General features: G+C 49.4%; 14 protein-coding genes and 2 tRNA genes. 8 read left to right on the plus strand and 8 right to left on the minus strand.

The features are described from left to right. Window positions 1-309 precede the first annotated feature (309 nt). A complete protein-coding gene (gene mgtE, locus F4X55_05060; GenBank protein ID MYC40365.1) occupies window positions 310-1833 on the plus strand; it encodes a magnesium transporter in 1524 nt (507 codons plus the stop codon). An 842-nt stretch (window positions 1834-2675) separates the two neighbouring features. Here mgtE and F4X55_05065 read toward each other — a convergent pair. From F4X55_05065 to F4X55_05085, 5 genes are all read right to left on the minus strand, one after another. Then, a tRNA-Arg gene (locus F4X55_05065) sits at window positions 2676-2750 on the minus strand. A 34-nt stretch (window positions 2751-2784) separates the two neighbouring features. Then, window positions 2785-2860 (minus strand) — tRNA-Pro (locus F4X55_05070). Between the two features lie 67 nt (window positions 2861-2927). Then, entirely contained in the window at window positions 2928-3824 is an 897-nt protein-coding gene (locus tag F4X55_05075) for an MBL fold metallo-hydrolase (GenBank protein MYC40366.1), read from the minus strand. 31 nt (window positions 3825-3855) lie between these two features. After that, on the minus strand, window positions 3856-4317 hold the full coding sequence (locus F4X55_05080; GenBank protein MYC40367.1) for a hypothetical protein: 462 nt from the start codon (window positions 4315-4317) through the stop codon (window positions 3856-3858). A 137-nt stretch (window positions 4318-4454) separates the two neighbouring features. After that, complete coding sequence (locus F4X55_05085; GenBank protein MYC40368.1) at window positions 4455-5615, minus strand: DNA replication/repair protein RecF; 1161 nt, start codon at window positions 5613-5615, stop codon at window positions 4455-4457. Window positions 5616-5656: 41 nt separating this feature from the next. On the opposite strand from F4X55_05085, the gene F4X55_05090 reads away from it, so the two are divergent. The 5 genes from F4X55_05090 (at window position 5657) to obgE (ending at window position 11086) form a co-directional block, all read left to right on the plus strand. Next, the gene (locus tag F4X55_05090; protein ID MYC40369.1) at window positions 5657-7768 is read left to right on the plus strand and encodes an AAA family ATPase; all 2112 of its coding nucleotides are present in this window, start codon (window positions 5657-5659) and stop codon (window positions 7766-7768) included. A 47-nt stretch (window positions 7769-7815) separates the two neighbouring features. Continuing rightward, on the plus strand, window positions 7816-8652 hold the full coding sequence (locus F4X55_05095) for a prepilin peptidase (GenBank protein MYC40370.1): 837 nt from the start codon (window positions 7816-7818) through the stop codon (window positions 8650-8652). A 4-nt stretch (window positions 8653-8656) separates the two neighbouring features. Next, the gene (locus F4X55_05100) at window positions 8657-9472 is read left to right on the plus strand and encodes a DUF1460 domain-containing protein (GenBank protein ID MYC40371.1); all 816 of its coding nucleotides are present in this window, start codon (window positions 8657-8659) and stop codon (window positions 9470-9472) included. A gap of 67 nt (window positions 9473-9539) precedes the next feature. After that, window positions 9540-9956: a hypothetical protein gene (locus tag F4X55_05105; GenBank protein MYC40372.1), complete on the plus strand. Its 417-nt coding sequence runs from the start codon at window positions 9540-9542 to the stop codon at window positions 9954-9956. A gap of 92 nt (window positions 9957-10048) precedes the next feature. Next, complete coding sequence (gene obgE / locus F4X55_05110; protein MYC40373.1) at window positions 10049-11086, plus strand: GTPase ObgE; 1038 nt, start codon at window positions 10049-10051, stop codon at window positions 11084-11086. On the opposite strand, the gene F4X55_05115 is transcribed toward obgE, so the two are convergent. Genes F4X55_05115 through F4X55_05125 form a run of 3 tightly spaced genes read right to left on the minus strand, consistent with a single transcriptional unit; the run spans window position 11046 to window position 13123 of the window. Further along, the gene (locus F4X55_05115; GenBank protein MYC40374.1) at window positions 11046-11468 is read right to left on the minus strand and encodes a nuclear transport factor 2 family protein; all 423 of its coding nucleotides are present in this window, start codon (window positions 11466-11468) and stop codon (window positions 11046-11048) included. The two genes, obgE and F4X55_05115, sit on opposite strands and share 41 nt — an antisense overlap. Before the next feature lie 12 nt (window positions 11469-11480). After that, the gene (gene queG / locus F4X55_05120; GenBank protein ID MYC40375.1) at window positions 11481-12617 is read right to left on the minus strand and encodes a tRNA epoxyqueuosine(34) reductase QueG; all 1137 of its coding nucleotides are present in this window, start codon (window positions 12615-12617) and stop codon (window positions 11481-11483) included. A gap of 8 nt (window positions 12618-12625) precedes the next feature. Beyond that, window positions 12626-13123 carry a hypothetical protein gene (locus F4X55_05125; GenBank protein ID MYC40376.1) on the minus strand — a complete coding sequence of 166 codons (498 nt, stop codon included), beginning with the start codon at window positions 13121-13123 and terminating at the stop codon, window positions 12626-12628. 45 nt (window positions 13124-13168) lie between these two features. On the opposite strand from F4X55_05125, the gene F4X55_05130 reads away from it, so the two are divergent. Together F4X55_05130 and F4X55_05135 are read left to right on the plus strand one after the other, a co-directional pair. Continuing rightward, on the plus strand, window positions 13169-13888 hold the full coding sequence (locus F4X55_05130; GenBank protein ID MYC40377.1) for a rhomboid family intramembrane serine protease: 720 nt from the start codon (window positions 13169-13171) through the stop codon (window positions 13886-13888). After that, entirely contained in the window at window positions 13878-15125 is a 1248-nt protein-coding gene (locus tag F4X55_05135) for a 6-phosphofructokinase (protein ID MYC40378.1), read from the plus strand. Before F4X55_05130 ends, F4X55_05135 begins: the two co-directional genes overlap by 11 nt. The last annotated feature ends 25 nt before the right edge of the window (window positions 15126-15150 follow it).

The raw sequence follows: 15150 nt of genomic DNA on the forward strand, positions 1-15150 counted from the left end.
TATCTACGAACCATCGGCGGGCGGCTTCCTCGTCGGGAAACATCCGCACCAGTTCTATGAGGGAAATGCCTTTCCTGTGGGCATTGGCGGGTGCCTTACGTGCCATAGTCTTCGTCCGTTGTAATTTAGGCTGAAGTATGCCCGAACCGGAATCAAATGCCAACCCAAGTATATAGTCCCCTTTCTTTTCACCTTGGGCACAGCTTTTGTCTGCTTCTTCCGCGAGATATCGCTCACTGATTAAATCTCACTTCCCGATCACCACTCCCCCATAGGAGTTATGCGCGACCATAACCACAAAGTGGGGGAATGCTCGGTTTCCCGCCGCTACAGCTTCAAAGAAAAAGATCGCAGGATATATTTTTTGTAGTAATCAATACCGAAAACTGTATCCTAATCTGTTCAGGAAAGAGGCACTCAACACGCCTCCCGAGAAAACACGGAACCGAGAGTAACAAAATGCCGATTAACGTCAAAAAAACGGTAAAAAGAATAGACAGAGTCCTTAAGAAAGGGAACTGGGATGCAGTTAGAAGCATAACACAGTCCATGCACCCCTCCGAGATAGCATCCCTTATACAGGCTTCTCCGCAGGAAAAAAAGCATCTGATACTTGAGGCTCTCGACACCGAAGTAGCCTCTGAGGTCTATTTCCAGCTAAACCCCGAGGAACGCGTAAGCATGCTGAAGCTTATGCGGGAGACGTCCATCACCGCGATGGCAGAAGAAATGGAATCGGACGATGCCGCCGACTTCCTGGGAGAACTGCCGGAAGACCTGGCGAAGAAGGTTCTCGAGGCTATGGATCCGGAAGAACGCGAGGAGGTGACGCCGCTTCTCAAGTACCCGCAAGATTCTGCGGGCGGAATCATGCAGACCGAAGTTCTAAAAGGTTCGCATGACGCTACTTCTAGAGAAACCGTCGAACTGATAAGAAAAATCGAGGAAGAAGACGAAGAGGACGTAGAGGACCTGCATATGGTCTACGTTGTGAACGAAACGGGAAGGCTCGTCGGAAGGGTGTTTCCACTTAAGCTCTCAACTGCGGCGCCGGATTCTCCCCTCTGGACGATAATGGACCCTGTCGAGGTAACGCTCACTCCGAATATGGACCAAGAGGAAGTTGCCAAAATCTTCAGAAAATACGATGAAATGTCGCTTCCCGTTGTGGACGATTCGGGAGTGCTGCTCGGCAGAATAACCGCAGACGATATACTCGACGTCATATCCGAAGAGGCTGGGGAAGACATATACAAGCTCGGGGGAATAAGCGGCGAAGGACTCCACCCCATACACACGTCCATATACGACAACGTGAGACTGAGAGCGCCCTGGATAATGCTCGCTCTTGTGGGAGAACTTCTGGTGGCTTTCATAATAATGCAGAAGTTTCAAACCACACTTGAGAATTTCATCATACTCGCGGCGTTGCTACCCTTGGTCATGGCCACGGGTGGAAATGTCGGAGTTCAGACAAACACCATCACTGTCAGGGTCCTAGCCACTGGTGATTTCGTGATGAACCGGATAAAAGACCTCCTTCTGGCGGAACTCAAGGTGGGACTGGCCCTCGGGATCATAAGTGGCCTTCTGGGCGCCTTGATCGGACTTCTGCTAAATACCGCGGAAGCTGATGTTACAAGATTGTTTCTGGTAATATTCGCAGGGATTGTTGGAGCTACGCTTACAACTTCGTTTCTTGGAGTTGCGGGGCCCCTTGTTCTTAACAGGCTAAAGATGGATCCGGCGGTATCCTCAGGGCCGTTTCTCGTTACTTTCAATGATATATTCGGCACCGCTTTCTACCTGTTTTTAGGTGCGGCGCTGCTGTAAATGAAGTAGAGTCAGTATCCTTAGCAAATGATGTTAATCAACACTTAGTAGTTTGCCCTCATTGTCTAGCCGCCACTGAGCCGCATCAACAACATCGTTGCAAAAGAAACATGAATATTTTACTATCAGTGCTTCGAAACTGCGGTCGAGTTGGCTGCGATCACGGAGAACTTTAAACCCTTGTTGGAGATCAGCACTAATCGCGAGTTTTGACAATGCGTTAATGGGACCATCGCGTTCAATCATTTGCCGAGTTCGCGATGCCGCAAACCCAATGGCTTCCTCATAAAGTGTTATAGATTCCTCAATTTCTCGTAACAACGATCGTTTTGACAACATAATGTTCTTTTAAGCTTACCCGAATGTTTGACCTAAACGTGATTATATAACGTAATGGATGCTTTATAGAACTTGCAGTTTGGTCGCTAAGGACAAAGTGTGTTATACTTATGTCCATCGATTTAGCCGATGAATTGTTTTTTTTAGTCCGCTTTATCTTTGTGGTATGTATTAGCTTCATTTCGGCTTCCGCACATGGGAATTTAATCCTGAAAGTGGAGGTAGATATGATAATTGCCAAAACGTGCGTGGAGATGTCGGCGATCTTGTGGAGGCCGTAATGGTATGCTGATCTACGCAATAAAATGTGGATAGTGATTCTAGGCTAGAAGGATCGCCTCATTGCCACGGGGAGGTCGCCCTCCCCCTCCACGCCCACTCTTTTGCCATGTTTGAATGGTATAAAGTGTGTGAAATTCATCGGTTTAAAACCTTTTACTAAGTATCAGATTTAGTCCCCAAAGTGAGTATTCCGATAGGAATTACATCGGAATATGGAAATGCGCGCCCGAGAGGATTCGAACCTCTGACCTACGGATTAGAAGTCCGTTGCTCTATCCTGGCTGAGCTACGGGCGCCAAAAAACCAAACACGCATCAAATCACGAAGAAATGGTCGGGGTGAGAGGGCTCGAACCTCCGACCTCAGCATCCCAAATGCTGCGCGCTCCCAGCTGCGCCACACCCCGATTTAAAAACGCATAATTATAACGACAGCTACTGAAGAAAACAAAACCGCCGTCCCGGCGGAAAAACTCAGGAACCCGGAAGCATATACTTCTTCCAATATCTTATGAGACCGCCGGCATTCATATGGTAAGGAGTCATAAGATCATATTTTTGATAGACTTCCTCGCTCACCCCTTCCCGCTCGAATATTCCCCTGAAGTAGTCTCCGAATTCTTCTGTTATCTCCTCATCGCTCTTCCCGGCCGACACTCTCTCGCCGATCCACTCAGACCACTCTTCGAGTTTTTCGGCGGCGTCGTCAAGCATGGGACCCACATCCGTGTATCCGCCGAAATGGGTGAGATAAAGTATGTCGGGGGATATCTCCCTCATCTTCTCAATAGAAGCGTTCCACTTCTCAAGGTGTATCTCCGGAGGAGGAGTCGCAGGAATCATGGGCCCGCCCGCCATCAGGCACCCCGCAGTATCCCCGGTAAAAAGGGCGTTCTCAATCAGGTAGCAGTGATGATGCCCGGCATGTCCGGCTGTCTCAATAATTTTCACTTCAACGTCTCCTATGTTGATGACTTGGCCGTCCTCAATGGCAACCACGCGGTCTTTATCCATTCCCCTGACCTCACCCCAGAGACGTCGCATGTTGTCCTCCCCGTATATCCTCGTCGCAGATCTCATGAGTTTCTCGGGGTCAACAAGGTGCGGAGCTCCCACCGGGTGAACGTATATGGTGGATCCCGCCTCGGCAAAATGCCAGGCGGCACCCGAGTGGTCAAGATGAATGTGGGTTACGAACACGTGTTTTACGTCAGAGGGTGCGTAGCCGAGGTCCGAAAGACCGCTTTTAAGATTCTCAAACGACGTGTCGGGACCGGTTTCTATCAGCATCGGCCCTTCTCCAGTCTCTATCAGGTAAGACGCTACCGCCTCCGTTGTAAAGAAATTAACGTCAATGATCTTCAAGTCCATTTAGTTATGTCCTCCTGCGTTTGTTCCATTTTTAGAATCCGAAACGTAAACCTGCGTGAAAAGTAGTATTGTCGATTGACAACGAGTCTATTATATCGCTGCTTCTGGCAATCCCCAGTTTCAGCCTTGCGCTCTCTCCCAGGTTAACAAAACCCGCAATGGCCAACGCGGTGTTACCTACACACGGGTCCCCGTCCTTTACCGGGTAAGAAGTCCCGTTTGTATAGTGACTGACACCCATGCCCAGTTTCACCCCCGCTACCTTGAAGCCCGCTCCCCCCGTAAATACGCTGATATTGTCAAGCTCAGAGTACTTTTCATCAAACGGGGTATGCGACGCGCTTACGTCAAACGTAACTTTCTGGTGAACAAGTTCGGGTACCGCGTGGATTGCTAGATTGTTGTTTTCAACGGTACTGCAATCGTTCGCAGTTGCCAGCGCCGGCATAATAGCTATTAAGCCCGCTATTAGGAACATTTTGATCTTATTCATTTCTCTATCTCCTTTAAATCAGGAACTTACCTTGTCGATTGAGCAGTCTGCCAATGCAGACGGTTAACTGCATCGGCATAATTCTTCCTTTTCAGATATTTTTTGGCAATCATTTTCTATACGGGAACTTTCGTCTCCTATGCGCCGGCTTTTACCCGGCCGGAGTCAACAAAAAACGAGTGGAACTCTCCTTGACGAGGTATCTCGTTTTTATCAGTCGATGTAACAAATACCTGCCCGGTAAATTCCGAAAGCGTCTGGAAAAGAAAGCTCCTGCGTTTAATGTCAAGTTCGCTTGTTATGTCGTCTAGAAGAAGTATGGGATTGGTCCCTGTATGCTCCTTAAAAAGCCTTATCTCTGAGGCCTTAAGCGCAAGAACCAGGTTTTTTGACTGCCCCTGCGAGGCAAAGCGCGAAGCGTCCTGTCCATTCAGCAGAAAACCGACCCGGTCCCTGTGGGGACCGACAGTCGTGTGGCCCCTTTTTTTATCCGAAGGGAAATTCCTTGAAAGCGCCTCCCTTATGCCCTCGCCTAGGTCTGCCTTGCGTTCAAAGGAAAATCCGTAGCTCACGCGCGCCGACGTGTCAGACTCCCCGTGCTCTCCGTATACTTCGGCTAGCTTGCGGTTAAAGCTTTTTATCATCTCGACGCGCCTGCTTACGATATCGGCTCCGATCCCGGCTATCTGCTCATCCCAGAGTTCCATGGAAAGAGAAGACATTTTCTCCCTTGAACCGAGCATGTGGTTTCTCTGGCTCACGGCCCTCTGGTAATCGCGAAGCTGCTTTATGTGGACCGGATAAACAGCGCTTATGACGGAATCGAGATAATTTCTCCTAGCCTGAAGCCCTCCCTTTACTATCTCTATGTCCGAGGGAAGAAACAAAACTACTTTGAAACGGCCGAAGTGCTGGCTTATGCTCCGCACGGTCTTTGAGTTAAGCCGCGTGTGGCGGCCTTCTTTCTTCACGGTTATGTGCACTTCGTTGAGGCCGTTTCCCGAAAGAATCTCCCCCTTCACGAGGGATGCTTCGCAGCCGAAGCGCACAAGCTCAGAGTTTTTCGCACCCGAAAACGGCCGCAGTCCGCAGACAAGATAGATGGCTTCGAGGAGGTTGGTTTTCCCTTGGGCGTTTCGACCGTGGATAACGTTGAATCCGGGATAGAACGGAAGGGAAAGGTTTTCGTAATTTCTGTAATTTCTTAGGCTTAAATGTTTGAGCTGCACTTGATCTACCGACTGTTTTTTCTGGGAAAAAACCGCTTCGCCGCTTCCCGCAGGCCCTTTCTTGACCATAAAATTTTAAGCGTTAATATCTTTTTTGAAAGGTACGGCTAATGATATCGCTTAAAATATCGGAAATCCACTCAAAGGACTGGGGAAAGGGTTACGCCAGGATCAGCAGTCTGGATATGAAAGAACTCGGCCTCACATCCTGGGATCTCATACAGATAGACGGAAGGAAAAAAACCGTTGTAAGGGCTCTGCCGTTAGATATAGACGAAGAGGAAACGGAATCCGTCATAGAAATAGATACGGTAACGAGAGAAAACGCGGGAGTGGGGCTTGACGACATAGTGATAGTGACAAAAGCCGATCTTGAGAAGGCAAGCAGGATAACGCTTTGCCCGAGGGACAAGGCGTTTCTCTACGACCCCGCAAAAAGCAAGCGCCTTTCCAACAGACTCGAAGGGCTTGCGGTAACGGTCGGAGACAGGGTGTCGGTCAGGGTATCCGCCGCCAAGACCGAAGACTTCGACGTGCTTACCGCCATGCCGGAGCATTCAGTGATCATAAGCCAGAAGACCCGCATGGACGTGATACAGAGACCGAAAACCAAAGTAGACGCAGAAAGGATCTCTTACGCGGACATAGGGGGACTTTTAAGCCAGATAAAGAGAATAAAGGAGATTCTTGAATTTCCGATACGCTTTCCCTCGCTTTTCGAAAAGCTCGGAGTTCAGCCACCCAGAGGAGTTCTTCTTACCGGACCTCCTGGAAGCGGAAAGACCCTGCTTGCAAAAGCCATAGCGTTTGAAACGAATTCCAATTTCCAGGTAATAAACGGTCCCGAGATAATTCACAGATTCTATGGAGAAAGCGAAGCTAAGCTGCGCCAGATATTTGAGGCCGCGACGAAAAACCAGCCGTCAATAATATTCCTTGACGAACTCGATGCGATAGCTCCCCGCCGGGACAAGGTAACGGGAGACGTGGAGAAAAGGGTAGTGGCACAGCTTCTCTCGCTCATGGACGGACTTACGAACAGGGGAAACGTTACGGTTATCGGAGCGACAAATCTTCCGGATATGCTTGATCCGGCACTGCGTCGCCCCGGCAGGTTCGACAGGGAAATCCACCTTCCGGTTCCCGATACCAAGGCCCGCCTCGAGATATTCCAAGTTCATTCAAGAAGCATGCCTCTTTCAAATGACGTGGATCTCCAGAGGCTCTCTGAGCTTTCAAGCGGTTACGTCGGGGCCGACATAGAAAACCTCTGCAGGGAGGCAGCCATAAACTCCCTTACCAATATTCTGCCGGACATGGAGGAAGACTCCGCCTCTGACTTCGGGCAGAGCTTTCCCGTCGAAGTCAGCATGGAAAACTTCCTTGAGGCCCTCCGGAACATCCATCCTTCCGCCATAAGGGAGATAGTGGCTGAGATACCGAAAACCTCCTGGGATGACGTTGGAGGTCTTGAGAACGTAAAGAACGACCTGATCGAATCGGTTATATGGCCGATGAAACACAGGAATTTCTACGAGGCTCTGGATGTAACGTCCCCGAGGGGAATAATGCTTCACGGTCCGCCGGGAACGGGAAAAACCCTTCTTGCAAAAGCGCTTGCCAACAGAACGGAAGTGAACTTCATTTCCATAAAGGGAGCGGAGCTTCTCTCCAAGTACGTCGGCGAGTCGGAGCGTGCCGTAAGGGAAGTTTTCAGAAAGGCAAAGCAGGTTTCTCCGTGCATAGTGTTTTTTGATGAGATTGACGCCCTTTGTCCCAGACGCTCCGAATCAAACTCAACCCGTGTGAGCGAAAGGGTCGTAAGTCAGCTGCTTGCCGAAATTGACGGGGTTGAGGAGCTCCCGGATGTTCTGGTGCTGGCTGCGACAAACAGAATTGACATGGTCGAACCGGCTCTTCTGAGACCGGGAAGATTCGATCTGGTGGTTGAAGTTCCCGCTCCGTCAAAACAGGAAATTCTCGAAATCCTGAAAATTCACACCTGGAAAAAACCTCTAGGCACCGACATAAAAATCTCTGCGCTTGCGGAGCAACTGGAAGGCAGGACCGGAGCGGACGTAAAACTCGTATGCAACAGGGCTTCTCTGCATGCGATAAAAGAACATCTGGGGAAAAACAAAAAAGTCATCAAACTCTGCAAAAGACATTTTGACCTGGCACTTGCGGAACTCCAGAAAAGAAGCGGTTACCGAGAAGAGTAGCTAGGACAGGAGTCGTCTTGGAAAGTTCCTTTTTCTTTCTTGACAGTATCGTTCCAGAAATATGGTTTTTCATCCTGGGGGCGGCACTCGGAAGTTTTGTGAATGTCTGCGCAAGGAGAATTCCGGCCGGGGCATCAGTTATCTCCCCCCGCTCCCGCTGCGAGAGCTGCAAGACTGCTATACGGAGCTATCACAACATTCCCGTTTTAAGCTGGATTCTTCTAGGGGGCAAATGCGCCTACTGTAAAGAGCAGATATCGATTGAGTATCCGCTCACGGAACTTCTGTGCGGAGTGCTTGTGCTTTTTCTCTACATGGAGTTCGGAGTATCGCTTGAGCTGCTTTTCTACCTGGCGCTTTGCCTGTCGCTTGTGGTTATAACTCTGATAGACATAAGGCATCTCATTATCCCCGATGTGGTAACATTGCCGGGAATAGCAGCCGGGGTTTTGCTCAACGCAATTAAGACCGACTGGGAAACCGTAGCCGAGGTGGTTTTCTCTCCCGCACTTTCCGACTTTCTGCCCGCCATAGCGGAAATCGCGGTTTTTAATTCAATAGGTGGGGCACTGCTTGGAGGAGGAGCTTTCTTGCTAATCGCCACGGTTTACAGAACCTTGAGAAAAAAAGAAGGGATGGGGATGGGTGACGTCAAGCTTGTCTGCATGCTTGGTGCTTTCTTCGGAATGTGGGGAGTGCTGGTCATAATATTTCTAAGCTCCATCCTGGGAACCCTGATCGGACTGTCGGTTATAATACTGCGCAAAAAGGATCCGGGACACGCTATTGCCTACGGCCCCTTTCTTTCCTTCTCGGCCATCTTGTATCTGCTTGGAAATGAACTTTTTCTTCTTGCCGGAATAAGCATCGGGCCACTGGGGTAAAATCATGAACAGAATAATCAAAAATCTCTTTCTCCTGATCGTCATAGTCATCGCGGCCAAGTTTCTGATCACGGTCTTCGGAAAAGACCTCTCCACCGGATATCCGGAGAAAATAATCCTTGGAAGCTGGACGGAACAGAGCATTGAAACCCTTATAAAACAAGCCGGCTCGAAAAATAGTTCCGGGGAAAAGATAGAATTTCTCTCGGAGAGTTTTCTTGGGACTCCCTACGCCGAGAACACCCTAGGCGGAGGAAGCGATCAGACGGAGCAGCTTACCGTGGATCTCTCGGGACTCGACTGTTTCACTTATATTGACTACGTGGAATCGCTGAGACTCTCGGGAAGTTTTGCGGAATTTAGAGAAAAACTCGCGAAAATCAGATACAAACACGGCGCCGTGCTATGGGAGAAAAGAAAACACTTTTTCTCCGACTGGGTTAGCGGTGGGGATAAAAACGCGCATGACGTCACGGGGAAAATCGGGGGTGACGCCGTGCTTACGGCAACCAAGGAATTAAACAGAAAAACAGACGGTTCGCTCTGGCTTCCGGGCCTCACCACAGTAAAAAGGGAAATAAGCCACATTCCCTCTCAGAAAATCAGTCCGCAGGTACTTCGGGAGATAAAAACGGGAGACTACATTGGAGTCTACTCCGATAGAGACGGTCTTGACGTGTCTCACACCGGAATCGCGGTGAGAAAAAATGGCGGGGTTTACCTGCGTCATGCTTCCCTGGTGCATAAGAAAGTGCTTGACGAGGAACTTGCCACCTACATGAAAAACAAGCCCGGACTCTTGGTATACAGGGTAAAGTAATCTATTATGTGGTAGAATCAGAACTGCCCCAAGGAGGGGTATGATCGTAATCTAAGGAGGCAAATTGATGTCTTTAGACCCGAAAGAACTCACGGGATGTCTTAAGGAAGTGCAAAAAGCGCAGAAATCTCTTGATCATCTTCTTGACTTCGTAGACCTGATGAAAAACGTAAAGGAATCTTTCCCGGGAGATGTGGCGACTCCGGCTGAGAAAATCAGGGAGATTTCAAGCACCGTGGCGCCTTACATAAAAGAGATAAAAGCGGCTTTTGACGAGGAGCTGAACAAGGTTCCGATAAATGACGAAGAGGTTGAAGACGCTGCGAAGAAACTGGTTCTTTATCACGGAGACCACATGCAGGTTCTTATCTGGGCCGAGCAGCAGAAGGCAAACCACGAACCGGACTCCTACTGGTGGAAATATTGGAACGGTATAACGGAAAACGTAAAAAAAGACATGGCGGAGCATCAAAAACAGCTCTGAGGCTTCTCTCCAGACACGGCCTCCCAAAAATCCATCCGGACAACTCCAACTCCGAAGCCCCCGTGAAGTGATTCCCGCCCGCCCAAACCAAAATGCAATTCATAGACGAGGCAAGAATAACCGTCATATCAGGTAACGGCGGCAACGGATGCGTCAGTTTCAGAAGAGAGAAGTTCGTCCCCAAGGGGGGGCCAAACGGCGGCGACGGAGGCAAGGGGGGAGACATAGTAGTGGTCGCGGACGCGAATATGTCCTCTCTTCTTGACTACAGGTACAAAAAGGAATACAAAGCCCAAAACGGGGAGCCCGGAAGGGGGAAGGACCAGCACGGAAAATCGGGTTCTGACCTCATTATTCCGGTCCCCACGGGAACCATAGTGACATCCTGCGAAGACGGAGAGACGCTCGCCGACCTTACCAAAGACGGCCAGCGTTTTACAATAGTGCAGGGAGGAAGGGGAGGAAGAGGGAACTCAAGGTTCGTCTCACCGACTAACCGGGCGCCCAGAGAAGCGGAGAGCGGTCGGGAAGGACTGCGCCGGGAAGTGAAGCTCGAACTTAAGATACTGGCCGACGTCGGCATACTGGGATTCCCAAACGCGGGGAAATCAACCCTTATATCGAAAATCTCGGCCGCGAGACCTAAAATCTCAGGTTATCCGTTTACCACACTCGTCCCCAATCTCGGGGTCGTAGGCTACGGTGACTATCAGTCTTTCGTAATCGCGGATATCCCCGGGATCATCGAGGGAGCTCACAAGGGCCAAGGACTGGGTCTTCAGTTTCTAAAGCATGTCGAGAGAACCCGCCTTCTGGTTCACATGCTGGATCTTGACCCCATATCGGGGAGAGACCCCGTGGAAGATTTTGACAAGATCAATTCAGAACTCAGGAAGTATTCAGCTAATCTTGCTGAAAAAACCCAGCTGGTGGTACTTAACAAGATTGACATCACTGAAGCCAGGGAGTTAAGCGTTAAGACAGCCGAGAGATTTAAAGAAAGGAACATTGAAACCCTCAGCATATCCGCGGTCACGGGAGAAGGTTCGCAGGAGCTTGTTTACTCAATCGGGGAGAGGCTCAAGCTTCTTACTGAAGATTCTCGTAATCAATCTCCTTCCGCGGAATAGGCATCAAAGAGGCGTGGTGAAGTGCCATCTTCCATTCTCCATCCGCATGCTCAAATATGTTGGTTGCCTGAGCCAGCACGACAACCCTGCGATTGTCTAGCGAGTAAGTTGCCCTCTCAACACAGTTAAGCCAAGCCGAATTTCCCTTCACTTCAACAAAGAAATCAGAAATATCAACACGGTCAAATCCGCCCGTTTCAAAAATAGTTTTCCAGCTCTCTTTTATAGCTTCCCACCCGAAAATTATCGGCCAGCCCGCATGGACGCACTTGGCCCGGCCATCGGTAAGCCAGACCTGTTCTATCAGATCGATATCGTAGCGGTTGCGGGCATCGTAAAATTTTCTGTTTGCCTTTATTATTTCGTCTTTTTCATAACTCATAGAAAACAGGCCTCAGTTTCGCACGGAATCAATAGCATAATGAACTTCTTCTAGAACCTCTTCGTCGGTTTCGGTCTCAAGCAGGCGCTCAAGTTCAACCAGACATCCCTCGCCCTTGAGCTTCCAAAGCGCCCAGACCGCATGAGCCCTTATGATCGGCTCATCATCACCGAGAAAGCCTATTACGTATTTTATATACTCCTTATTTCCCGAATTTCCAACAGCCACAAGTACATTTCTCATAAAACCCCTGCGCTTGGCCCTTTTTACGGGACTTTTCCTGAAAACTTCCCGGAATCCGTCCCCGTCAAGTTCCATAAGCCATTTGAAATCAGGGCTGAGCAGTTTCTCGCGCGGATTGAAGCTTTCCTTCAGGGTGAAAAGGGCATCGTGGTTCCACGGACAGATATCCTGACAAATGTCGCACCCGAAAACATTGTTTTCCATCCCTTCCCTGAGTTCAAGCGGTATTTTCCCCTTAAGCTCTATTGTGAGGTAGGAAATGCATTTCCTGGCATCAAGCACATAGGGTTCCACTATGGCGTCGGTGGGGCAGGCATCTATACATCTGGTACAAGTACCGCAACGGTCCTCAACCGCCGTGTCGTAGTCAAGTTCAATATCAGTTATCACCTCGCCGAGAAAAAGCCAAGAACCGGCCCGCTGATTGATAAGACAGGTGTTTTTTCCTACCCACCCTATTCCCGAATGGCTGGCGTGCACCTTCTCGAGAACGGGACCCGTATCCACATAAGCCTTAACGCCGGATTTCTCGGGACAAAGACCCGTTATGTATTCGGAAAGCTCGCCGAGCATTTCCCCCATTACGTCGTGATAATCATCTCCCCACGCGTACCTTGATATCCAACCGTCTCCCGAAGTCTCGGTTGAGTGGGGATTTTCCGTATTGTAGTTAACGGCGCAGGACACAACCGATTTGGCACCGGGAAGAACCCTTTCCACCTCTTTCCTCTTCAAAAGACCCCTGTCAAGATAGCTCATCTCCCCGGCGTAACCCCGCCCGAGCCACCTCTCAAACAGGTCCGCTTCCCCGTAATGGCTCTCGACCGGACTTATCCCTACAAGGTCAAACCCAAGAGCGAGCGCATGATTCTTTATAAGTGCGGAAAGTCGGCGGGATGTCTTCATCTCAACACTCAACCCCCCCTCTTTGAGTTTACGATCAGGTTCCCAAGCTCCGTGAAAACCGCTTCTCCGTCAAAGTTTGATACGTAATTCGAGACCATTCTGAGGTCAAGCGGAGCGGAGATGGGTACGACGGAAAAAACCCCGGAACAGAATAAATCAATGTCGGAGACTTCCGAGCCGAGCAGTACGCAGTCTTTTTTTTCCGCCCTGTTCCGAACGTAGCCGCGATCTTCGGTGACACGGTGGCCGTTTTTTTCGATCAGGTCCCCGAACCCGCTCGTCGAAGCAAAATGCCCTCCCCCGGAACCATAAAAAACGATCTCGGTGCCAAGGGAGTGAAACTCCCCAAGAAGCTCCGACGCGGAAAAATTCTCGGGAACCCCAAGGTCACCGTTTGACGGACGGGCGAACACCCCGACGTTTACCAGAAGGGTAGTGGCTTCGCGGAATATCTTTTCCATGTCCGTCCTGATCCTTGTCAAAACGTCTTTGCTGTGTTTTCGCAATTTACCCTAACTCCCGAAACTCTCTCAAGTATAATTGTCACGATAATGATACCGATTAGAAGCACAATAAAAACCGAAATCATACCCTACGTAAATTACACGCTTCTTGCCGTAAACATTGCGATTTTCGCGTACACCCTTTCTCTTACGGGTGAGTCACTTGAGATGTTCTACCAAACGCACGGTATAGTGCCCAGCAAGATAACGGCTTTGGACACCTACGGATTTTTCGACAGGACGGCAAAGTATTTCAGTTCCATGTTCATTCATGAAAACTGGGTGCACATAGCCGGGAATCTCATTTTTCTCTATATATTCGGAAACGGAATTGAAGATCTGCTCGGCCACACAAGATACCTGCTTTTCTATCTGGTGTGCGGGCTCGCGGCTGTATTTATTCAGGTGATCCTAAACTCTCACTCGGCAATCCCCGCAATAGGAGCAAGCGGGGCAATCTCCGGAGTTCTGGGTGCGTACATGCTTTTTTTCCCCAGATCAAAGATCCTTACGCTTCTCATAGTCCTGGTTTTTGTCCACTTCGTACGCATAAGTGCCTACCTGTTCATAATTTTCTGGTTTGCCGTTCAGTTTCTGACGGGAATCGGCTATATTGGTGACGCAGGAACCGAGGGTTTATGGGCGCATTTGGGGGGATTTGCCTGTGGAGCCATTGCCGGAAGCGGTTTCCTATACACGAGGGGATATCGCAGCAAAAAATACAAAGCTGGCTACGGAACCGGGTGGTACAGAAAAGATGGCGAATAGAAAAATGGACAATGTGGGAATAATTGCGGCGGGAGGACCTGCTCCTGGGATAAACGGCGTTATCAGCTCAGCCACGATCGAGGCCAGAAACAGAGGGAAGAAAGTAATAGGGATTCTCGACGGGTTCAAGTGGATTTCTAGGGGAGACACCTCGAAAGTTCTAGATCTTGATATCCACAACACTTCGAGGATTCATACAACCGGCGGCTCGATTATCGGAGTATCAAGACAAAGTCCCCTTGCTACTGAGGAAACCTTTAAAAACACGGTTTCCTCGATCGAAGAACTCGGCATAGGAAACCTGATAACCATAGGCGGCGACGGAACAATGTTTCTCGCAAAAACGCTTCACGAGCGCTTCGGGGGAAGATTAAAAATAGCGCATCTGCCTAAGACTATAGACAACAATATCGCCCTTCCCGACTACATATCAACCTTCGGATTCGAGACCGCAAGGGATGTGGGAGCGAAGATAATGAATAATATAATGGAAGAGGCGAGAACTACGGGCAGGTGGTTTCTGGTTATAACCATGGGGAGAAGAACTGGCCACCTTGCTCTTGGAATCGGGCAGTCAGCTGGAGCCACAATAACGATAATCCCAGAGGATTTCGAAGAGGAAAGAGTGCCGCTTGAGAAAGTCATAGCCATCCTCGAGGGTTCCATAATAAAAAGAATGAGCATGGGGAGGGAGTACGGAGTGGCGATACTCGCCGAAGGGATGCTTGACAAGATAGATCCCGTTGACCTGGGACTTATGGACAAAGACGGCATGGGAAGAATAAGATACGTTGACGTTAACTTCGGTCAGCTTCTGAAAAGCACTCTTAGCGAAAAACTCTCCGAAAAAGGAGTCGAAGCGGAGCTAGTGCATAAAAGGTTGGGCTACGAACTCCGCTCGGCCAATCCGATTCCGTTTGACGTCGATTATACGCGAAAGCTCGGCTACTGTGCCGTAAAGTACCTGCTCGGCGGAGAGGCAGATGGGGCTCTTGTATACGTAAGAACGGGAAAAATACAAGCGACCCCGTTTCAAGAACTAATAGATAAGAAAACAAACAGCATTAAAGTAAGATATATGGACAAGAACACAGAAGCCTACGAGGTTTCGCAGAAATACATGATCAAGTTAAATCGCAACGATATCGAAACGCCCGCAACCCTTAAAAAACTCTCAAAACAGACCAACCTTAGCAGCAGCGAATTCAGGGAATACTTTTCAAAAATTTTCCGCTGACGCCGTACGCTACGTTCGGTTCCAG

This window comes from Candidatus Dadabacteria bacterium, assembly GCA_009840385.1.
Lineage (GTDB): Bacteria > Desulfobacterota_D > UBA1144 > Nemesobacterales > Nemesobacteraceae > Nemesobacter > Nemesobacter australis.